Source organism: Amycolatopsis echigonensis (genome assembly GCF_014174495.1).
In the GTDB taxonomy this organism is placed as follows: Bacteria; Actinomycetota; Actinomycetes; order Mycobacteriales; family Pseudonocardiaceae; genus Amycolatopsis; species Amycolatopsis echigonensis.
Genome location: NZ_JACJHR010000031.1, coordinates 39,412 through 59,566 on the forward strand (window position 1 = coordinate 39,412; position 20,155 = coordinate 59,566).

23 protein-coding genes are annotated in these 20,155 nt (G+C 70.1%); 12 read left to right on the plus strand and 11 right to left on the minus strand.

Features of this window, described 5'->3' with window-relative positions; translation table 11 throughout:
• Positions 1-62: 62 nt before the first annotated feature.
• The 3 genes from H5411_RS22045 to H5411_RS22055 are packed head-to-tail and all read right to left on the minus strand — an operon-like array spanning position 63 to position 2,965.
• Complete coding sequence (locus H5411_RS22045; RefSeq protein WP_101440054.1) at positions 63-707, minus strand: class I SAM-dependent DNA methyltransferase; 645 nt, start codon at positions 705-707, stop codon at positions 63-65.
• A 52-nt stretch (positions 708-759) separates the two neighbouring features.
• The gene (locus H5411_RS22050; RefSeq protein WP_183124888.1) at positions 760-2,376 is read right to left on the minus strand and encodes an acyl-CoA dehydrogenase family protein; all 1,617 of its coding nucleotides are present in this window, start codon (positions 2,374-2,376) and stop codon (positions 760-762) included.
• Positions 2,360-2,965: a TetR/AcrR family transcriptional regulator gene (locus tag H5411_RS22055; protein ID WP_101440052.1), complete on the minus strand. Its 606-nt coding sequence runs from the start codon at positions 2,963-2,965 to the stop codon at positions 2,360-2,362. The genes H5411_RS22050 and H5411_RS22055 overlap by 17 nt, the downstream gene beginning before the upstream one ends.
• A gap of 138 nt (positions 2,966-3,103) precedes the next feature.
• On the opposite strand from H5411_RS22055, the gene H5411_RS22060 reads away from it, so the two are divergent.
• Positions 3,104-3,970, plus strand: a complete 867-nt coding sequence (locus tag H5411_RS22060) for an LLM class flavin-dependent oxidoreductase (protein ID WP_101440051.1) — start codon at positions 3,104-3,106, stop codon at positions 3,968-3,970.
• Here H5411_RS22060 and H5411_RS22065 read toward each other — a convergent pair.
• Positions 3,967-4,560 carry a hypothetical protein gene (locus tag H5411_RS22065; RefSeq protein WP_208637557.1) on the minus strand — a complete coding sequence of 198 codons (594 nt, stop codon included), beginning with the start codon at positions 4,558-4,560 and terminating at the stop codon, positions 3,967-3,969. The two genes, H5411_RS22060 and H5411_RS22065, sit on opposite strands and share 4 nt — an antisense overlap.
• Before the next feature lie 60 nt (positions 4,561-4,620).
• On the opposite strand from H5411_RS22065, the gene H5411_RS22070 reads away from it, so the two are divergent.
• From H5411_RS22070 to H5411_RS22080, 3 genes are all read left to right on the plus strand, one after another.
• Complete coding sequence (locus tag H5411_RS22070; protein WP_183124890.1) at positions 4,621-5,331, plus strand: SDR family NAD(P)-dependent oxidoreductase; 711 nt, start codon at positions 4,621-4,623, stop codon at positions 5,329-5,331.
• A 667-nt stretch (positions 5,332-5,998) separates the two neighbouring features.
• Positions 5,999-7,012 carry a tyrosine-type recombinase/integrase gene (locus tag H5411_RS22075; RefSeq protein WP_183124891.1) on the plus strand — a complete coding sequence of 338 codons (1,014 nt, stop codon included), beginning with the start codon at positions 5,999-6,001 and terminating at the stop codon, positions 7,010-7,012.
• 4 nt (positions 7,013-7,016) lie between these two features.
• A complete protein-coding gene (locus H5411_RS22080; protein WP_312878531.1) occupies positions 7,017-7,481 on the plus strand; it encodes an SRPBCC family protein in 465 nt (154 codons plus the stop codon).
• A 309-nt stretch (positions 7,482-7,790) separates the two neighbouring features.
• On the opposite strand, the gene H5411_RS47075 is transcribed toward H5411_RS22080, so the two are convergent.
• The 3 genes from H5411_RS47075 to H5411_RS22090 all read right to left on the minus strand — a co-directional run bounded on the left by H5411_RS47075 (position 7,791) and on the right by H5411_RS22090 (position 8,883).
• On the minus strand, positions 7,791-8,093 hold the full coding sequence (locus tag H5411_RS47075) for a hypothetical protein (protein ID WP_220817291.1): 303 nt from the start codon (positions 8,091-8,093) through the stop codon (positions 7,791-7,793).
• Between the two features lie 54 nt (positions 8,094-8,147).
• A complete protein-coding gene (locus H5411_RS47080; protein ID WP_220817292.1) occupies positions 8,148-8,438 on the minus strand; it encodes a MerR family DNA-binding transcriptional regulator in 291 nt (96 codons plus the stop codon).
• Between the two features lie 64 nt (positions 8,439-8,502).
• A complete protein-coding gene (locus tag H5411_RS22090) occupies positions 8,503-8,883 on the minus strand; it encodes a hypothetical protein (RefSeq protein WP_101440048.1) in 381 nt (126 codons plus the stop codon).
• Between the two features lie 66 nt (positions 8,884-8,949).
• Between H5411_RS22090 and H5411_RS22095 the strand changes: the two genes are divergently transcribed.
• Positions 8,950-9,726 (plus strand): glycerophosphodiester phosphodiesterase, encoded by a 777-nt coding sequence (locus tag H5411_RS22095; RefSeq protein WP_183124893.1) that lies wholly within the window; start codon positions 8,950-8,952, stop codon positions 9,724-9,726.
• A 40-nt stretch (positions 9,727-9,766) separates the two neighbouring features.
• Positions 9,767-10,765 (plus strand): helix-turn-helix transcriptional regulator, encoded by a 999-nt coding sequence (locus H5411_RS22100; RefSeq protein WP_183124894.1) that lies wholly within the window; start codon positions 9,767-9,769, stop codon positions 10,763-10,765.
• On the opposite strand, the gene H5411_RS22105 is transcribed toward H5411_RS22100, so the two are convergent.
• Positions 10,698-11,402, minus strand: a complete 705-nt coding sequence (locus H5411_RS22105; protein WP_101440046.1) for a transglycosylase family protein — start codon at positions 11,400-11,402, stop codon at positions 10,698-10,700. The two genes, H5411_RS22100 and H5411_RS22105, sit on opposite strands and share 68 nt — an antisense overlap.
• A gap of 248 nt (positions 11,403-11,650) precedes the next feature.
• Between H5411_RS22105 and H5411_RS22110 the strand changes: the two genes are divergently transcribed.
• The 3 genes from H5411_RS22110 to H5411_RS22120 all read left to right on the plus strand — a co-directional run bounded on the left by H5411_RS22110 (position 11,651) and on the right by H5411_RS22120 (position 14,409).
• The gene (locus tag H5411_RS22110; RefSeq protein ID WP_183124895.1) at positions 11,651-13,051 is read left to right on the plus strand and encodes an MFS transporter; all 1,401 of its coding nucleotides are present in this window, start codon (positions 11,651-11,653) and stop codon (positions 13,049-13,051) included.
• Positions 13,052-13,073: 22 nt separating this feature from the next.
• Entirely contained in the window at positions 13,074-13,835 is a 762-nt protein-coding gene (locus H5411_RS22115; RefSeq protein ID WP_183124896.1) for a thymidine kinase, read from the plus strand.
• A 226-nt stretch (positions 13,836-14,061) separates the two neighbouring features.
• Positions 14,062-14,409, plus strand: a complete 348-nt coding sequence (locus H5411_RS22120) for an RNA polymerase-binding protein RbpA (protein ID WP_009078445.1) — start codon at positions 14,062-14,064, stop codon at positions 14,407-14,409.
• A 99-nt stretch (positions 14,410-14,508) separates the two neighbouring features.
• On the opposite strand, the gene H5411_RS22125 is transcribed toward H5411_RS22120, so the two are convergent.
• Entirely contained in the window at positions 14,509-15,696 is a 1,188-nt protein-coding gene (locus H5411_RS22125) for an MFS transporter (RefSeq protein WP_183124897.1), read from the minus strand.
• Positions 15,697-15,745: 49 nt separating this feature from the next.
• Here H5411_RS22125 and H5411_RS22130 point away from each other — a divergent pair, with 49 nt between their 5' ends.
• The 3 genes from H5411_RS22130 to H5411_RS22140 all read left to right on the plus strand — a co-directional run bounded on the left by H5411_RS22130 (position 15,746) and on the right by H5411_RS22140 (position 17,735).
• Complete coding sequence (locus H5411_RS22130) at positions 15,746-16,225, plus strand: winged helix-turn-helix transcriptional regulator (protein ID WP_183124898.1); 480 nt, start codon at positions 15,746-15,748, stop codon at positions 16,223-16,225.
• A gap of 80 nt (positions 16,226-16,305) precedes the next feature.
• Complete coding sequence (locus H5411_RS22135) at positions 16,306-16,650, plus strand: ArsR/SmtB family transcription factor (RefSeq protein WP_183124899.1); 345 nt, start codon at positions 16,306-16,308, stop codon at positions 16,648-16,650.
• Complete coding sequence (locus tag H5411_RS22140; RefSeq protein WP_183124900.1) at positions 16,647-17,735, plus strand: SRPBCC domain-containing protein; 1,089 nt, start codon at positions 16,647-16,649, stop codon at positions 17,733-17,735. Before H5411_RS22135 ends, H5411_RS22140 begins: the two co-directional genes overlap by 4 nt.
• A 7-nt stretch (positions 17,736-17,742) precedes the next feature.
• On the opposite strand, the gene H5411_RS22145 is transcribed toward H5411_RS22140, so the two are convergent.
• Positions 17,743-18,510 carry a polyprenol monophosphomannose synthase gene (locus H5411_RS22145; RefSeq protein WP_183124901.1) on the minus strand — a complete coding sequence of 256 codons (768 nt, stop codon included), beginning with the start codon at positions 18,508-18,510 and terminating at the stop codon, positions 17,743-17,745.
• A gap of 23 nt (positions 18,511-18,533) precedes the next feature.
• Positions 18,534-20,153 (minus strand): apolipoprotein N-acyltransferase, encoded by a 1,620-nt coding sequence (gene lnt, locus H5411_RS22150; RefSeq protein ID WP_183124902.1) that lies wholly within the window; start codon positions 20,151-20,153, stop codon positions 18,534-18,536.
• Between the last annotated feature and the right edge of the window lie 2 nt (positions 20,154-20,155).

Consider the following 20,155-nt stretch of genomic DNA (forward strand, 5'->3'; position numbering starts at 1 on the left):
CGCTATATGTTGAAGTGGGCAGGGAGAACTCCCCGCCCACTTCTGTCCCCAGTGGACTTTCCTCAGCCCTCCTTGCGGGCTGTCAAGTACGCCTGCCGCGTCGCTTCGAAGCTCGGGCCAGGCTCGCGCACCAGCCGCGCGTCCACCACGAAACCGGCGTCGGTCAGCAGCTGCGCGACGAAATCCGGGTCAAGCCGGTAGGCATCCGCCGCGATGTCGTGGCCGTAGGCGTTCTCGATGCGGCGGTGCTCGTTGTCGCCCACCTGGAACGCGGTCAGCAGCCAGCCGCCCGGACGCAGCACCCGCACGAGTTCCTTGGCCACCACCGGAAGCTCCTCGGGCGGCGTGTGGATCAGCGAGTACCACGCGAGCGCCCCGGCGAGGGAGCCGTCTTCGAGGTCGAGCGCGGCGAGGGAGCCCACCTCAAACCGCAGGTGCGGATGCGTCCGGCGGGCGACCTCGATCATCGCGGGGGACAGGTCGACGCCGAAGACGTCCAGTCCCAGCGTCTTGAGATACCCGGTCAGCCGACCGGGGCCGCAGCCCAGGTCGCCGACCGGCCCTTCGCCGACGAGTTCGGCGAAGGCGGTGAGCACCGCGCGGTCCCAGGTGGCGTCCTGAAGGAAGTCCTTCAGCAGCTCGGCGTAATTCTCAGCGACAGTGTCGTACGCGGTCCGCGTCTCGGTTACGTAAACAGGTTCGGTCACGGGCAGGGACAGTAGCCCGCGCCGCCGCGCCCTGTCCGGCGAAACGCGCGGACTAGACGCGAGCGCGGGCGATGATCGCGGAAGTGTCGGTTCCAGCGGGCAAAGTACCGAAAGCCAGGCCCCAGTCGCCGCCGAACCGCGTGCCGCAGAACGCGTCCGCCACCACCCGAGGCGCGTGCCGCACCAGCAGCGAACCCTGCAGCACCAACGCCATCGACTCGACGACCCGCCGCGCCCTGAACTCCAGATCGTCCACATCGGACAGATCCTTCTTGAGCCGGTCGACCGCGTCGTCGAGGCGCGCGTCCCCGCCCGCGGCCAGTTCGACCTCGGCGAAAAACGCCGCCACGGACTCCGGCTGCCGTCCCATCGCGCGCAGCGCGTCGAGCGCCGCGACGTTGCCCGAACCCTCCCAGATCGACATCAGCGGCGCCTCCCGGTACAGCCGCGGCATGCCCGATTCCTCGACATACCCGTTGCCGCCAAAGCATTCCAGCGCCTCGGCCGCGTGCATCGGGGCCCGCTTGCACACCCAGTACTTCGTCACGGCGAGCCCGAGACGGCGGAACGCCTGCTCCTGCTCGTCGTCGCGCCGGTCGCCCGCGGCCGCCAGCCGCATCGACGCCGCCACCGCCGCTTCCGCCTCGATCACCAGGTCCGCCAGCACGTTCGCCATCAGCGGCTGGTCCACCAGCGCCTTGCCGAACGCGTGCCGGTGCGTCGCGTGGTGCACCGCGCGGACCGCGCCCAGCCGCATGCCCGACGCACTGCCGAGCGCGCAGTCGAGCCGCGTGTTGTTGACCATCTCGATGATCGTGCGGACCCCGCGGCCCTCCTCGCCGACGAGCCAGCCCACCGCGTCGTCGTACTCGATCTCCGACGACGCGTTCGACCGGTTCCCGAGCTTGTCCTTCAAACGCTGCAACCGGATCGGGTTCAGGCTGCCGTCCGGGAGCACGCGGGGGAGCAGGAAGCAGGACAGCCCGCCCGGAGCCTGCGCCAGCGTGAGGAACATGTCCGACATCGGCGCGCTGGTGAACCACTTGTGCCCGACCAGCCGGTAGCTGCCGTCGCCCACGGGCCGCGCTGTGGTGGTGTTCGCGCGGACGTCCGAACCGCCCTGCTTCTCGGTCATGGACATGCCCGCGATCAGGCCGCGTTTCGTGCTCGGCTCGCGGAGCCCGAAGTCGTACTCGGTCGAGGCCAGCAGCGGCTCGTACTTCTCGGCCAGCTCGGGATTGGCGCGCAACGCCGGAACCGCCGCGTAGGTCATGGAAATCGGGCAGGTGTGCCCCGCCTCGGACTGGCTCCAGACATAGAACTTCGCCGCCCGCGCCGCGTGCGCGCCCGGCCGCTCGTCCCGCCACGGCGCGGCCTGCAGCCCGTGCGACACCGCGACGTTCATCAGCTCGTGCCAATGCGGATGGAACTCGACCTCGTCGATCCGGTGCCCGTAGCGGTCGTGCGTGCGCAGCACCGGCTCGTTCTCGTTGACCAGCCGGCTCCACTCCTGCACCTGCTCGCTGCCGGCCAGCCGCCCCAGCTCGTGCAGCTCGTCGACGACCCACGACGCGTCGGTGCGCCCGACCGCCTCCGCCAGCGCCGGATCGGCCGCGACGTCGTGCTCCAGCGGCGGAACCTGATTGACGACCTCATGCGTTGCGGGCATCCGAACCTCCCAGTGACCGCACGACGAACGTGCTCAACTCGCTGACCTCCGCCGACCCGCCGCTGGTCAGCGGGCCGATCAACACCTCCGCGGCGGCACCGACCAACGCCGCCGCACTGACCGCCGCGTCCTGCGCGGGCAACACCCCGGTCCGCACTCCTTCGGCGACATGCTCGGCCACGACGTCCCGGAACACCCGCCGGAACTCGAGCCGCTCCGCGTCGATCACCGCGTCCACCGGCTCGGCCAGCAGCGCATACGCCAGCCGCGGCGCCTTCAACGCCCGCACCGCGAACGTCTCGAACACCGCCACGACCCGCGCCACCGGATCGGCCGGTCCGCCCGCGGCCGACCGCACGGCCTCGACCTCGCGGGACACGACCTGCCGGAACACCCGCACGACCAGGTCGGCCTTGGTAGGGAAGTGCCGGTACACCGTGCCCACCGCCACGCCCGCCCGCTCCGCGACGGCGGCTACCGAACAGCCGGAGTACCCGTGCTCGGCCAACTGCCGCACGGTGGCGTCCAGGATGCTGTCCCGGAGCGCGTCGAGGCGCTCCTGGACTTTGGGCGTTCTGCGGTAGGCCACGGGAAGAAGTGAACCATCGATTCACAACTTGCGTCAACGGCTGCCCACCCCTGCCGGTTACCGGACGCGCGGTGCCGGGCTACGTGCAGCCGCTTATTCGCTTGCCGCGCCAGCTCTTCCGCCAGGACCATGTCCCGTATGCGCTTCTCGGTCAACATCCCGAACTTCGGCGACTTCGCCGACGCCCGGACCGTGGCGAGAGTGGCGGCAGCGGCCGAACAAGAAGGCTGGGACGCGCTGTTCCTCTGGGACCACGTGGTCCACGACAAGGAAAAACGCCGCGGCGCGCCGTTCGGCGATCCCTGGATGCTGCTGACCGCGGCCGCGCTGGCGACCACCAAGCTCAAGATTGGCACGCTGGTCACCGCGGTGCCTCGCCGCCGTCCGGAGCACCTCGCCCGCCAGGTCGCCACTCTCGACGCCCTCAGCGGCGGACGGGTCATCTTCGGCACCGGCCTCGGCGGGCCGATCAAGGACGAGTTCGGCAGTTTCGGCGAACCCACCGACCCGGTCGTCCTGGCCGAGCACCTCGACGAAAGCCTCGGCCTCCTCGACCGATACTGGTCCGGCAACCCGGTCGACCACGACGGCAAGCACTACCAGGTCCGCGACGTCACCCTCCTGCCCGCCACCGTCCAACAGCCGCGCCCGCCGGTCTGGCTGGCCGCCGTCTGGCCCAACCGCAGGCCGGTCCGCCGCGCCGCGCGCTGGGACGGAATCGCCCCGCTGTTCAAGAACGCCACGCACGGCGTCGTCCCGGGAGCCGACGACGTCCGGGACGTCGTTTCCTACGCCCGGAAACACGGCGCGGGGGAGAAGTTCGAGATCGTGGTCGGCGGCAGCACACCGGGCGACCCGGCCCGGGCCCGCGACCTGATCGCCCCGCTGGCCGAAGCCGGCGCGACCTGGTGGGACGAACGGCAGCTGATCACCACCAGCGACCTCGACCGCCTCGAACCCACCCTGCGCCGCATCAGCCAAGGCCCGCCCAGGGGAGCGGACTAGACCTCGACCGCCAGCACCCGGCTCAACCGCTCCGCCAACGGCCGCACCGACTCGGCGGACACCTCGCCGCCCAACCCGGCAGCAGGAAGGAAACGGACCGTCGTCCCTGTCGTCCCGTCCGACGGCACCGCGACCAGTTCGCCCGCCGGAACGCCGTGGCGATACCGCTGCGTCCACGCGCCCTCGGCCCGGCGGTTCGTGTGCACCAACCACTCGCTCAACGCCGCGACCACCGACATCCCGTACCGCGGATGCCCGTCAGGGAGGGGAGTGGCGGGCGGAGAATCGAAGTACCGGAAGTCTTTCGTCGCCATCACCGGCTTCCGCACCGGCCGCCCGTCGTCGCCGACCGCCATCTGCGTCCCGCGCCCGTCGTCCGAAACGGAAACCGAACCGTCCGGGTGAAATTCGACGACCGCACGACCCGCGCCCCGGTCCTCAGCCTCGTCGGCGGCGTAGGCGAGCACCTCGAGAATCAGGTGACGCGTCCCGGTCGGCGCGTACCGCGCCGGATTCTCGCGGATCAGCCGCAGATGCTCCGGATCGTGCTCACGAGACCAGTCGTGCGTCGTCGGCTCAGGCAACGGCATCCGTCCATCCTGCCACCGACGCTTGACCTGGCGCGCGCTCCAGCACCTACCTTCGCGGCCATGACCACAACACTCATCACTGGTGCCACCAAAGGACTCGGCTACGAAACCGCCCGCCGCCTGGTCGCCGCCGGACACACTGTCTACCTCGGCGCCCGCGACGCCGCCCGCGGCCAGCGAGCCGCGGAGGAACTCGGCGCACGCACCGTCCAGCTCGACGTCACCGACGAGGCGTCGGTCCTCGCGGCGGCGAAAACCGTTGAGGCGGACGGGGGACTGGACGTGCTCGTCAACAACGCAGGCATCGCTGTCGAACTGAAGAGCGATGGGGAATCGGTCGGCGCAGTGGAAACCACCGCCGACCTGATGCGGGAAACGTTCGAGACCAACGTCTTCGGCGTCGTGCGAGTGCTGCACGCGTTCCTGCCGCTTCTGCAACGCTCGTCCGCGCCGGTGGTGGTGAACGTGAGCAGTGCGCTGGGATCGCTTGGCCGCGTGACGGACCCGGCGACGCACCAGTACGCGTACCGCGGCGTGGCGTACCCGGCGTCGAAGGCTGCGGTGAACATGGTGACCGTGCAGTACGCGAAGGCGTTCCCGGGGATCCGGATCAACGCCGTCGAGCCGGGCTACACGCGGACGGACATCAACGGACGCCGCGGCGGACAGCCGGTCGAACAGGGCGCGGAGATCATCGTCCGGATGGCGCAGATCGGAACCGACGGACCGACCGGCACGTACACGGACATCGACGGCCCGCTCGCGTGGTGAGGCAGTTCAGCGGGCGAGCGGGTCTGGGATCCCGCCCAGCCGCTTACTTGACATAATGTACATTATCGGCGTTTTGCTGACCTGCTGATCAGCGAGTTGAGGAGAGGTTTCCTGAGGGTTCTGACGCCGTCGCAAGACTTGTCTCCGCACGCTTCGACGTGGGCTGCCGGTGGCTGAGTCAGTCAGCGTCAGCTGACGTCGCTTCGCGGCACGTGCGCTCCTGCGGCCTCTGGTCGAGTCCTGAGTCGTCCTGCCGGAGTGCAACCCAGGAGTCCCCGACGAGAACTGCCGTCCCAGTCGTGCTTAATTCGTCACCGTGACGAATTAAGCACGACTGGCTGGACGTTGAGGTTGGAGCACAACAACTTTGCCGGACGTGCCGACACGCGCTCAGGCAGTCCGAACATCCACTCGACCAGATCACCGCGTCACAGATCCGGCCCAGCACCGGATCTGTGACGCGGTGCCTGCACCGTCCTGAACACGGACATTGTGCACCGCACGGGGAACTTCCGGAGCCAAACGAGCAGATCGGAAAGTGCTGTCCCCCAAGGGGATTCAACCCCTTCTCAGGCCTGGTCGAACCCCTTCTGCAGCCATGTTTCATGCATAATCGCTATTATGCATCATATATCAGACGACGGCTAGCGTCGAAATTGTCGGTGCTGTGCGGTACAAGATCACTATGCTCGTTTCCGAGGCACAGCAAGCGTTCTTCGCGGCACGGCGGCCGCGCAAGGACTCGCCGCACACCACTGCCGCCTACCGGCGGGACCTCGCCGGGATCACCGCTCTCCTGCAGGCGGAGCTGGGTCGCGACGAGGTGGACGTCGAAGAGCTGACCGCGCCGGTGCTGCGGGCCGCCTTCGGCGCGTTCGCCGACAACCACGCGAAAAGTTCGGTGTTGCGGGCGTGGTCGACGTGGAACCAGTTCCTCACCTTCTGCGTGTCGGACGGACTGCTCCCGGGCAATCCGATGGGAGCAGTCGCGCGGCCCAAGACTCCCCCGCTCACGCCGAAACCCTTGCGGGGCGAGGAAACTCCCGAGCAACTGCTGACCGCGGCGGCCGACGGGGCCCGGCGCGCGCGGGATCCTTGGCCGGAGCGGGATGTGCTGGTTCTGGCGCTCGGGCTGGTCGCGGGCCTGCGGGCAGCGGAAATGCGCGCGCTCACGCCCCGGTCGGTGGTCGGGCGTGACGGTGAACTGCGGCTGCACGTCCACGGCAAGGGCAGCCGGGACCGCTCGATCCCGGTACAGCCGGCAATGGCGAAGCTGATCGAGGACTATCAGGCTTCGTGCCGCCGTCGCTTTCCCCGGCAGCGTTTCCCGGCGAGCGAACCGCTGCTGCGAGATCGGGCGGGCAACCCGATCGGCCGCGGCGCGCTGGAGTACCTGGTGAAGTCGTGCTACCGATGGGCAGGTCTGCACGACCGCGTGCCGACGGGCGCGAATCTTCACGCCTTGCGGCACACCTTCGCCACACGGCTGGCCGAAGACGGGGCTACCGCGTCGGAGATCATGTCCTTGCTGGGGCACGCGAGCTTGGCGACGAGTCAGAACTACATCGAGGCGACCGGCCGGGAACAGCGAGCGGCCGCGGCGAGCAATCGGACCTATCGCGCGCTCAACGGGTTGTCTCGGAAAGAAGACACCGCGCGGGAGGCCGATGTGATTGCATGAGCGCGTGACTGACGAACCCTCGCGCATCGTGCGCGCCAGCCGAGAGATCGAGGCCCCCGCGGAGCGGATTTTCGAGCTGATCGCCGACCCGGCGCAGCAGCCGAGCTGGGACGGCAACGACAACTTGGCCGAGGCCGAGCCGGGCCAGCGGGTCCATGCGGTCGGCGATGTGTTCACCATGACGCTGACGTACAGCGGTGTGCGGCGGAACCGCATCGTGGAGTTCGAGGAGGGTCGCCGGGTGGCCTGGCGGCCGTCGGAACCGGGCCGGGAGGAGCCGGGGCATCTGTGGCGCTGGGAACTGAAGCCGCTCAGCGCGACGCGGACCGAGGTGACACACACCTACGACTGGTCCGACCTGGATCCCGACGACACGGGGCGGAACTCCCGCGCCCGGTCGACGACGGTCGAGATGCTGGAGTCGTCGCTGGAGAATCTGGCCAAGGCGGCGGAGCGTCCGCAGTCGTAGCCCGGGCGCGGGCCGTCTGAGCGCTGGCTCGCACCACGGGTGGGCTGGGCTTGGACGCCGCGACCCGTCGACAATGAATCGCGCAGATGCTCCCCCGGGCTTATCTCCGACGCCGTGGAGTTGCCGCGTCCTGGGAAGGGGAGGGACCAGTTCAGCCTCTCCCCTGCGCCGGGCGGTTCGGCATTGTCCTTCCCGGTTCTCAGATGTCCGCGGTGGCGTGCCGCGCGCCGATGCGGCGGGCAAAGGCTGACTTCGCGATGATCCTGTCGACGGCGGAGCAACGCTGTCGTGGGTTTGTTGCCCGCTGGGCTATCGGTGTGCGCGCAAGGCGGCGGCCAGCCATGCGAAAGCAGGCACGCTGCGGGGTTCCCGCGGGCGATTGTTGAGCAGGCTCACCAGCTCCCGGTACCGTTCGGCGACCAGGTCGAGCCAGTCGAGCAGTGCTTCGGCGTCGCTGAGATCAGCGGGCACGATGCGGTCGAGGACCACGTGCCCGGCGTCCGATCCCGGTGCCATTCCCTGCTCGACCGCGGGGCGGGCGTGCTCGAGGACCGATGGCCGGATGTTGAGGCCAAATTCGATGCGGTTGTCGATTTCGCCACGGAGCACCATCTGCCGCATCGCGCGGCGGAAGTCGTCGTCGGAGACGAGTTCGGCCAGTTCTCCCTACGCGTCCACTTGCTCTGAGGTCGGATCGTCGGGCAACTGCGGCGGCATCTCTCGCATGAACTCGGCGATGTCGATGAGCCGTTGCCGCTCGCGGGCGGGCAGTCGGGCGAGCTCGTACATCAGGGCCGGTCCTTCGGCCTGGTTGTTTCGGCCGAGGGCGTTGCGCAGGACCGCCCGGTTGAAAGGCCGTATTACTCCGCTGTCGGACCAGAACCGGATAGTGCGCGCGGACAACCCCGTGCGGCGCGCGAGCTCGCCTATCGGGTAGCGGTCGGTCTCCTGGCCCATGGGCTCACCCTGCACCTGTCACCCTGGTGGAAGGTCAACTCGAATCTCTGGTCGCGCGGGGACCTCAGCGAAGCTGTTCGAGATCCTTCGCCGCCGCCGCGATCTCCTCCGCGAGCTGACGCAGCTCCCCTGCCGACGCGCCGTCCTGGGCGGCGGTCACGATGTCCTCCGCCGCGCAGCGCAGCTGGAAGAGCCGGTCCTGGAGCGCGGCGATCTCGGTGTCCGACAGCACGACCGCGTCTTCGGGCAGGCCGCTGCGCTGCAGGGCGGTCCGGCGTTCGTAGGCGCGCTGACGGCAGGACTGTCCGCAGTAGCGCCGGCGGCGTCCGACGTTGCCCGCTTCGGGCAGGCGGCGTCCGCACCAGCCGCAGTGTTTCGGGGCGTTCGTGCGGCGGGGCACGACGCGTTCGTCGCCGGTCAGAGCGTGTTCGGCCAGTTCCCTCACCCGCCGGACTCTAGCTGTCCATCACGTTCTCACGACGGGGCCACACCGATGGCGCAGACTGGAAGCATGCGTCCACCGTTTCCGTACCTCGCCGACTCGCTCCCCCGCGCCTTCGCCCACCGCGGCTGGCACATCGGCGATCTGGAGGGGCTGGAGAACTCGTTGCCGGCGTTCCAGCGCGCGGTGGCCGAGGGGTACCGCTATCTGGAGACCGATGTGCACGCCACGTCGGACGGCGTGGTCGTCGTCCATCACGACGCGACGCTCGATCGCACCACCGACGGGCGAGGCGCGATCGCGACTCAGATCTGGGCGCAGCTCAAGGACGTGAAGATCGACGGCCGGGCGCCGTTGTCGCGGCTGGAGGATCTGCTCGAGGAGCTGCCGGACGCGTTTTTCAACATCGACGTCAAGGCCGACAGCGCGGTGGTTCCGTTCGTGCGGACGCTGGAGCGGACCGGGGCGATCGAGCGGGTCGCCGCGGCGTCCTTTTCGGACGGCAGGCTCGCCCGGCTGCGGCGGCTGGCCGGGCCGAAGCTGCTGACCGCGATGGGGCCGCGGTCGGCGTTCCTGTTGTGGGCGAGCGGCCGGGCTCCGCTGCTGCAGACGAGCCGCTTCGCGGCGGGCTGGCTCGCGCAGGTACCGGTGCGGCAGGGGCCGTTGACGGTGGTCAACCAGGCGTTCGTCAAGTCGGCGGTGCGGCGCGGGTTCGAGGTGCACACGTGGACGATCGACGACGCGGACCAGATGCGGACGCTGCTGGACCTCGGCGTGCACGGGATCGTCACCGACCGGCCGGATCTGCTGCGCGAGGTGCTGCGGGAGCGGGGTGCGTGGAAGTAGCGGACCGGACCTGACCGCTATTCGAGGCAGGATCGGCGGCGTGCCGAAGACCTCCGCGCGGTTGTTGTCGCTGCTTTCGTTGCTCCAGTCGCGGCGGGATTGGCCGGGCGCGCTGCTGGCCGAGCGGCTGGAGGTCAGTCCGCGCACGGTGCGCCGGGACGTCGACCGGTTGCGGGAGCTCGGCTATCCGATCGTCACGACTAAGGGGCCGGACGGCGGTTATCGGCTCGACGCCGGGGCGCAGCTTCCGCCGCTGTTGTTCGACGACGACCAGGCGGTCGCGCTGGCGATCGCGTTGCCGGCCGCGACCGGGGCGGGGATCGAGGAGGCGGCCGAGCGGGCGTTGCAGACTGTGCGGCAGGTGATGCCCGCGCGGCTGCGGCATCGCGTCGACGCCTTGAGCTTCACCGCCGTCGAACGCCCGGCACCCAGCGTGGATCCGCGGACTCTCGTCGCGTTGAGCACCGCAGTGCGTGCCCGAGAGGTGCTCCGGTTCGATTACGCCCCAACGGATACGCCGCCTCGGCGCGTGGAGCCGCACCATCTCGTCACGTGGGGCCAGCGCTGGTATCTGGTCGCTTGGGATCTCGATCGCGAGGACTGGCGCATCTTCCGCGCGGACCGGATCACGTCGCGTACGCCCACCGGGCCGAAGTTCGCGGACCGCGGGCTGGCCGACGTCGCCGCGTTCGTCGCCGCCCGGTTCCGCGGGACGGATCTGTCGGGCGAATGGCCCTGCCGCGGCGAGGTGATCTTGCATCTGCCGGCGACGGAAGCGGCGAGCTACCTGAGCGACGGCGTCATCGAGGCGCTCGGGCCGGAGCGGTGCCGGGTGAGTCTCGGGGCTTGGTCGTGGCGCGGGCTGGCCGCGTCGTTCGGCCGGGTCGACGCCGACATCGAAGTCGTCGGCCCGGCCGAACTGAACACGGCGTTCCGGCAGCTCGCCGCGCGCTACGCCGAGGCGGCGCGGGTCAGCGAGGAGCCTTGCCTTCCCACGCGGCCTTCCACGTCTTCGGGCCCAGCCGGCCCGAATCGTTGATGCCGTTGGCGCGCTGCAGGTCGAGGACCGCGGTGCGGGTCTTGTCGTAGTAGCAGCCGGTGCCGTTGAAGCCGTAGCCGAAGGCGTTCATCCGCAGCTGGAAGGTGCGCAGCGCGGGGGCGCAGTCGCCGTAGGCGTAGACGAGGCCGGGCCAGGCGGGAGTCGCGCCGGGCGGTCCCGGCGGCGGAGTGGGCTGGGGCCGGGGCGCGGGCGGGGTCGGAAGCCCGCCGCCGCCGATGTAGGCGGCCTCTTCCCAGGCGGGGACGCGCTTGCTGCGGGCGTCGCCGTCGTTGGACAGCCCGAGCATGCCGCCGCATTCCCAGGGCTGCCAGCCGCGCATCCGGTACAGGTAGAGCGCGCGGTAGTCCTGCTCGCGGGGGCTGGCCTGGTCGGGGCGGCCCTGGCCGCCGACGCTGCGCCAGGTGGGGATGTCGAACTGGTAGGCGCCGTAGTAGCCGTTGCCGGTATTGATCGAGTAGCGGCCGCTCGATTCGCACATGCGGAGCTTGGCCCAGATGCCCGAGGCGGGGTCCGCGGAGGCGGCGCCGGTGACGACGAGTTCCATGCCGAGGACAGCGACCACGAGCAGCAAGGCTCTGGCTGCGGCCCGTCTGGCAGTGCGAACGCGAGTGGTCATGCCACGCACACTAAGCACGTGACTCATGGACCACAAGAGTCACACCACGCACAGCAGTCTCACATGACACGCCCGGATATCGCGGCAGCGACACGCCCGGCCCGGCGTGTCGCGCGGTCCGCCGCGCGGCGTGGCGGAACCGGAAGCGACGAACCGGACACGGTTTGCCCCCTTCGGCGGTACCGACCGGGCCCGCGCCAGTAATGTCCGGCGCGACCTGGAGATTCGCACCGAACGAGGAGCCGTGGATGACGCTGGCCGAGACCAGGGACAGCAAGCGGGAACGGTGGGGCTGGTACTTCTACGACTGGGCCAATTCGCCGTTCTACTCGTCGGTCACGACGGTGTTCGGGGCGCTCTACATGAGCTCCGTAGCGGCCGCGGACGCGAAGCAGAACATCACCCTTAACGGGGACAGGGCTTGCCTCAACGCGGCCGGAGCCGACGACAAGCTCAACCACTGCGACGTGTCGCTGTTCGGCCTCCACTTCCCCGCCGGATCGCTGTGGGGCTACCTGCTGTCGGTGGCGACCGTGGTGCAGGTTCTGGTGCTGCCGATCGCGGGCGCGGTGGCCGACCGCAGCCGCAACAAGCGCACGATCCTCGGCTGGTTCGCCGTGCTCGGCGCGGCGGCGTCGGCGCTGATGTTCTTCATGGCCGGTTCGGACTGGCAGCTGGGCGCGGCGCTGTTCGTCCTCGCGAACATCGGGTACGGCGGTTCGCTGGTCGTCTACTACTCGTTCCTGGTGGACATCGCGACGCCGGACGAGCGCGACGACGTTTCGGCCACGGGCTGGGCATTCGGCTACCTCGGGGGCGGGCTCGCGCTCGCGCTGCAGCTCGCCTTCTATCTCAGCCGCGAATCCCTCGGCATCGACACCGGTCTCGCGGTCCGGATCTGCTTTCTCACCTCGGGCATCTGGTGGGCCGTGTTCACTGTCCCGACCCTGCGCCGGCTCCCCCGCGTCCACGTGCCGACCGCGACCGCGCGCGGTGTCTCGGTGCTGCGGGCCGGTTTCGGCGAGCTGCGCCAGACGCTCGGCGAGGCGAAGGCGTATCCGCTCACGCTCGCCTTCCTCGGCAGCTACCTGCTTTTCGCGGACGGGATCAACACCGTCGTCACGGTCTCGGCGCAGTACGGGAAGGACGAGCTGCGGTTCTCCGACGAGGTGTTGATCATCACGGTGCTGGTGATCCAGTTCCTCGCCTACGCGGGCGGCGTCCTGCACGGCCTGCTCGCGCGACGCCTGGGCGCGAAACGGACGATCCTGGTCAGTCTCGTGCTCTGGGTCGTGGTCCTCGGCGGGGCGTACTTCGTGCAGCCGAAGCAGCCGCTGCAGTTCTTCGCCGTGGCGATCGGCATCGGGCTGGTGCTGGGCGGGACGAACGCGCTGGCCAGGTCGCTGTTCAGCCAGATGATCCCGGCGGGGAAGGACGCGCAGTACTACTCGCTCTACGTCGTCGGCGAGAAGGGCACGTCGTGGCTCGGGCCGCTGGTGTTCGCCGGCGTCGGGCAGGCGACCGGGTCGTTCCGGCTGGCGATCGTCGCGCTCGTGGTGTTCTTCGTGCTCGGGTTCGTGTTCGTCGCGCTGGTGCCGGTGCGGCGCGCGATCGCGGCCGCCGGCAACCGTCCGCCGGAGGTGCTGTGAGGCCCCGATAGGGTCGGTCGTCGTGACCGCTGCAGACGACGTTGTGCTCGACGACCCCACCGACGCGCTTTCCGCGGCCCCGCCCGCCGGGGCCCGGCGCAACGGTCCCGCGCGGGGACGGCTGAAGTTCTGCTACGGCCCGATGGACTGCGGGAAGTCGACGCTGGCGCTGCAGATCGACCACAACCACGCGCGCCAGGGGCGGCGCGGCCTGGTGCTGGTCCGCCACGACCGGTCCGGCGCGCCGCAGATCACCAGCCGGATCGGCATCGCGCGGCGGGCGACCGAGGTCGCGACCGGCACCGACCTGCGGGATCTGGTGCGCGAGCAGTGGGCGCGCGGGCAGCACGTGGACTACGTGATCGTGGACGAGGCGCAGTTCCTCTCCCCCGACCAGGTCGACCAGCTCGCCGAACTCGCCGACGAGGCCGGCATCGACGTGTACTGCTTCGGCATCGCGACCGACTTCCGCAGCCGGCTGTTCCCCGGAGCGGCCCGGCTGTTCGAAATCGCCGACGATCTCCAGCCGGTCCAGGTCGAGGTGCTCTGCTGGTGCGGGCTGCCCGGCCGGTTCAACGCGCGGGTCCGCGACGACGTGATTCTCCGCGAGGGGGACACCGTGGTGGTGGCTGATACCGAACACTCTGTAGTTGAATCTTCAGCTTCAGCACGGTCTGATGCCGAAACGGTCACGGTCCGTTATCAGGTACTGTGCCGCCTCCACTTCCGCTCGGGGGATCTGGGACCCGCCGCCGCCCAGCACGGTCAGTTACGGTTGTCCTAACGCTAACCTAACTAGCCCGACTGGGGGATATCCGCACTAAGAAGGCGGTATCCGCGTCACGTCAGAGGGCGAAACGACTCCCTCTGGAGGAAGCTGAAGACCACGGGTGACGCAGCTCATCGTGAGCAGTGACATGGCGTGCCGGGAATCTCTCGGGCACTGTGTTCGTTGCATAGGGTGAGCATCACCCTGGCTCCACCCGGAGCTGACTGAAAGGAATCCCACTATGGCCGACCGTGTTCTCCGTGGAAGCCGGCTGGGAGCGGTCAGCTACGAGACCGACCGCAATCACGATCTCGCTCCGCGCCGTACCGTGCGCTACTCCTGCCCCAAGAACCACGAGTTCGAGGTGCCGTTCTCCGACGACGCCGAGATCCCGACGGTGTGGGAGTGCCGCCTGCACGGCAGCGAATCCGAGATCGTCGACGGCGGGCAGCCCGAGCAAAAAAAGGTCAAGCCCCCCAGGACGCACTGGGACATGCTGCTGGAGCGCCGCTCCATCCCCGAGCTCGAGGACCTGCTGAACGAACGTCTCGCCGAGCTCAAGGGACGCCGGACCAGCCGGTCCGCTTGAGCCTCGGCCAGTAGCTGGCTCCCACCACCGAACAGGAACGGCCCCCGCGACCTCCCCCCGCGGGGGCCGTTCCGCGTCCGCGTCGCCTTCGCGGCGGGCTCAGGAAGCCGAACAAGCCCGGACCTCGGCGCGACCCCGGGCGCGGGCGAACCTCGCTGCCGCCCAGACCGCGAACGCGCACCCGGCGAACGCCGCGCCCAAGACGCTCGAACCGGTCCAGCCCGCCGTCGCAAACGCCGCCGTGGTCGTGGCCGCGCCGAGGGCGGAGCCGAGCGAGTAGAAGATCATGTAGCCGCCGATGACGCTGCTGGTGCGATCGGGATGCGCCGCGGTGAGCAGGTGCTGATTGCTGACGTGCGCCGCCTGCACGGCGAAATCGAGCACCAGCACGCCCAGCCCCAGCAGCCACAGCGAAGGCTGGCCGGCCGCCAGCCAGGACGCCGCCAGCAGGATCAGCGCTCCGCCGGTGACGAGGCTCGCGCGTCCGCGGTCGGCCCAGCGTCCGGCGCGGGCGGCGCCCAGCGCGCCGGCCAGACCCACCAGCCCGAACAAGCCGATCTGCACGGTGCTCAGGTTCCACGGGTCCGCGGCGAGCGGCAGCGACAGGCCACTCCACAGCGTGCCGAACGACGCGAACAGGAAGAACGCGATCAGCCCTCGCGAGAGGAACAGCGGCTCGCGGAACAGACCGCCGAGCGAAGTCAGCACCTGCCGATACGTGGTGCCGTCGCGACGCGGATCCGGCGGCATCGCCTTAAGTACGACACCGGCGAGCGTCACCAGCAGTACCGCGAGCGCGACATAGACGCTGCGCCAACCCCACAGTTCGGCCAGTGCGCCGGCGGCGACCCGCGCGCCGAGGATGCCGATGACCACGCCCGAGGTCACGACACCGAGGGTGCGGCCGCGTTCCCCGGGCGTCGACAGCGCGGCGGCGTAGGCGACTGTCGTCTGCACGACCACCGCGAAGAGGCCGGCGAGCGCCAGTCCGGTCAGCAGCAGCCAGGTTTGGGCGGCGACCGCGGCCAGCGCGGCGCCGACGGCGGTCAGCAGCAAGTGCGCGGCGATGAGCTTCCGCCGGTCGACGAGATCGCCCAGCGGGACCAACGCGACGAGTCCGGCCAGGTAGCCGAGCTGTCCGGCGGCGACGATCCAGCCCAGATCAGCGTCCGGCACCCCCAGGTCCGGGCCGATTTCCGCCAGCACAGGCTGAGCGGCGTAGATGCTCGCGACAGCGACCGCGCACACGGCGGCGAACACTGTCCGGCGGCCGGTGGTGAGGCCCATGACTCCCCCAATCAGTAGCGAATTGCAACTGATCGCACCGTACGGCAGAATGGTTTCAAAGAGCAACTCATCGAGGAGGCACCTGATCGTGGGCGACACCCCGGCCTGGACCGACCCGTCGTGCCCAGTGGCCCGCACTCTGGACCTCGTCGGCGACCGGTGGAGCCTGCTGATCGTCCGCGACGCGATGGACGGCGCGCGGGCGTTCACCGACTTCCAGCACCGCACCGGCATCGCCCGCAACATCCTCGCCGACCGGCTGCGCCGCCTGGTCGAACGCGGTGTCCTGGACCGGCGGACCGCCGAGTCGGGCAAACGGCAGGTCTACTCGCTCACCCCGGCCGGACGGGACCTGTTCACCGTCGTCGTCGCCCTCCGGCAGTGGGGCGAGCGGCACGCCTTCTCCCCCGGCGAAGACCACTCCGTACTGGTCGACGAGGCCGGGCAGCCGATCCCGCCGCTCAAGCCGGTCACGGCGAGCGGCACGCCGGCCGAAGTCGAGACGACCTCGGTGCGCAAGGTCCGCTGAATTCCGCTTCCCGTCTTGCTCCCGCGACGCGACAGGCTTACAGTCAACGTACTGCTTGATAAAGAGATCGGTTGATAAAGATGACCGTTGACAACGTCGAGGACCGGCTGGACCGGGCGTTCACCGCGCTGGGCGACCCCATCCGGCGCGCGCTGATCGCCCGGCTGTCGCGCGGAGAAGCGACCGTGAACGAACTGGCCGAGCCGTTCCCGGTGACGAAGCAAGCCGTGTCGCGGCACGTCCAGGTGCTGGAGGCGGCCGGGCTCATCACGCGCAGCCGCGACGGCCAGCGCCGCCCGTGCCACCTCAACGCGGCCGCTCTCGAAGAGCTGACCAGCTGGATCGACACCTACCGGCTGACCCGCGAACGCGAATACCGCCGCCTCGACAGCCTTCTCGAAGAGACCAAGGAGCAGGACCGATGACCGCGAACCCGACCACCATCACCGCCCAGCCCGGCAGCCCGTTCATCGAGGTCGTCCGCGAATTCGACGCGACGCCCGCTCAACTGTTCCGCGCGCACACCGACCCCGACCTGCTGACACGCTGGCTCGGTCCGCGCGACGTCGAGATGCGGATCCTCGAGTTCGCCGCGCACTCCGGCGGGGCGTACCGCTACGTGCACGTCGCTCCCGACGGCAGCGAGCACGTGTTCCGCGGCGTCTTCCACGCCGTGGACAGAGCCGAGCGGATCGTCCAGACCTTCGAGTACGAGGGCGCGCCCGGCGACGTCAGCCTGCAAACGCTGACCTTCGAGGACCTCGACGGCCGGACGCGGCTGCGGACCCGGTCGGTCTTCCCCAGCGTCGAGACCCGCGACGCCATGGTCGCGAGCGGAATGGAACGCGGCGTCCGCGATTCGATGGACCGGCTCGACGAACTCGCACGCGCAGCGGACCGGCCGGGAGCGAGCCGGGTGGTCGTGGACATCTCGATGTCGCTGGACGGCTACGTCACCGCCCCGGGAGCCGGGCCCGAACACGGACTCGGCGTCGGCGGCGAACCGCTGCACGCCTGGGTGTCCGACCCGACGCCGCGCGATTCGGAGATCCTGCACCGCTCGTTCACCGAAACCGGTGCGGTCGTCATGGGCCGCACCATGTTCGACGTCGTGGACGGTCCGAACGGCTGGCCCGACGTGGACGGCTACGGCGAGGGCGAGGACCGGGTCCCCGCGGTGCCGGTGTTCGTCGTCACCCATGCGCGGCCGGACAAAACCCGGCTGGGCGAGCGGTTCCGGTTCGTCACCGACGGCCTCGAGAGCGCAGTCGAGCAGGCTCGCGCGGCGGCGGGCGGAAAAGACGTCACCGTGGGCGGCGGCGGGTCGATCGCGTCGCAGGTCCTGCACGCGGGATTGGCGGACGTGCTGCGGATCCACCTCGCGCCGATCGTCCTCGGCGACGGAACGCCGTTGTTCCCCCAGGGAAATCCCGGACCGGTGCGGCTGGAGCCGCTCGGTGCGGTGTCGACGCCGCGCGCCGAACACCTCACCTACCGCGTCCTGGGCTAGCAGCCGGTCAGTCCCGGCCCAGCAGCCTCTTCAGCTGGGCCAGGCGGCGCTGCACACCCCACTCCGCGACCCGGAAGAACGCCTCGGACATGATCCCGCCGCTCATCTTCGACACGCCGATTTCCCGGTCGGTGAAGGTGATCGGCACCTCGACGATGTCGAACCCGGCGTCCGCGGTGCGGCGCGTGAGGTCGATCTGGAAGCAGTAGCCGTGCGAGGCGACCTCGTTCAGCGCCAGCTTCTCCAGCACCGGACGGCGGTACGCGCGGAACCCGGCGGTCATGTCCGCCACCTTGATCCCCAGCGCGATCCGCGAGTACAGGTTCGCCCCTCGCGAGAGCAGCGTCCGGCGCAGCGGCCAGTTCACCGTGCTGCCGCCGGGCACGTACCGCGACCCGATCGACAGGTCCGCGTCGCCGACCGCGTCCAGCAGCCGCGGCAGGTCCTCCGGCGCGTGCGAGCCGTCGGCGTCCATCTCCACGAACGTCGCGTAGCCGCGTTCCATCCCCCAATGGAACCCCGCGATGTAGGCCTTGCCGAGACCTTCCTTCGCGGTGCGGTGCAGCACGTGCACCCGCTTGTCCGCGGCCGCGCGCTCGTCGGCCAGCTCGCCGGTGCCGTCCGGGCTGCCGTCGTCGACGATGAGCACGTCGACGTCCGGGAGTGCCTTGTGGAGCCGGTCCAGCACCGGGCCGAGGTTGTCCCGCTCGTTGTAGGTCGGGATCACCACCAGCACCGGTTCGATCGTTTCGGCCCCCCGCGGCGCCTGCGCCATCCGTCTCCTCCGCATCCGGCGGGTCAGCCCGCCGCTTCCCCTGCTGTGGTCCCCGTCGGCGCCGCCGTGCCGCGCCGGGTGCGAAAACGGAGCACGAACCCGCCGGCGACACCCGCGATCGCCAACGCCAGCAGTCCGTACTCCGTCCACGCACCGATTCGATCCGACAGCGTAGTCTGCGTGCGCAGCGGCACGCGCCCGACCAGGGCATCCGCCGTGAAAAGGCCGGTGGAGCTGGTGATCGTCCCGTCCGGGGCGACGAACGCGCTGACCCCGGACACCGCCGACACCACCACCGCGCGCCCGTGTTCGACCGCGCGCAGCCGCGCCATCGCCAGCTGCTGGTAGCTCATCTCCCCCGGTCCGTACCACGCGTTGTTCGTCGGCACGACGAGCAGCTCGCCGCCTGCGGCGGTCGCGTCGCGAGCCGGACCGTCGAACGCCGATTCGTAGCAGATGAACACGCCGACCTTGGCGCCCGCGACCGACAGCGCGGCGTTGGAGCCGTCGCCGGGACGCATGTCGCGGGTGTCGTCGATGAACGGCGTCACCAGCCGGGCGACGGCGCGGGCGGGCACGTACTCGCCGAACGGCACCAGATCCTTTTTCACGTAACGCTGCCCCGGGCCGGTGTTCGGATCCCAGACGACCGCGGAGTTCTCCGCCGCCCCGTCCGGGGTCCGCACGAGCGCGCCGATGATCGCGGGAGAGCCGAAGGCCGACACCATCTGGTCGACGCCCGGGTCGTCGCCCTCGAGCGGGGTCGAGGTTTCCGGCCACAGCAGCAGATCCGGCTTCGGCACCTGTCCAGATTGGACTTTCTGCAGCAGGCGGGCGCTCTCGGCGAGGGCGTTGGCGCGCAGCACTCCGCGTTGCCCCTGCAGGTCCAGGCCGATGTCCGGCGCGTTGCCCTGCACGGAAGCGACGGTGAGCGAACCGTTCTGCGCCTCCGTTCCGATCGTCGGCCACACCGCGAGCCCGGCCGCGGCGGGCAGCACGGTGAGCACGGCCGGCCACACGAGCGCGCGGTCCCAGGCTTTGCGCGTGCGCCAGAGCCGGGCGACGACCGCGGCCAGGCCGAAACCGGTGAGCACGACGGCGAGGCCGACCAGCGGCGCGCCGCCGACCGATGCCAGCGACAGGAACGCGCCCTCGGGCTGGCTGAACGCGACGCGGCCCCACGGGAAGCCGCCGAGCGGGAACCACGCGCGCGGCGTTTCGAGCGCGACGAAGACCAGCGCGCCCCAGAGCGGCGCGAGAGGCAACCGGGAGACGACGCGGATCAGGAACCCGGCTAGTCCGAAGTAGAGGGACAGCGCGAACGACAGCGCCAGCCACGGCAGCGGCCCGAAGTCGCGGCCGAGGAAGTCCTGCAGCCACACCAGCAGCGGCACGAAGAACGCCATGCCGAACACGAAGCCGTACCCGAACGCGCCGCGGAACGACCGTCCACGAAGGACCAGCGCGAACGCGGCGAACGCGATCGGGGCCAGCCACCACAGCGGGCGCGGCGCGAAGCTGAGGTAGTAGCCGTAGCCCGTCGCCGCCGTCGCCGCGACGCGCGCGAGCCAGGGCTTCCACGCCCGCTTTCGCTTGGTCTTGTGCGGAACGCCCGATTCGGCGTCCGCCACGCTCACTGCCACAC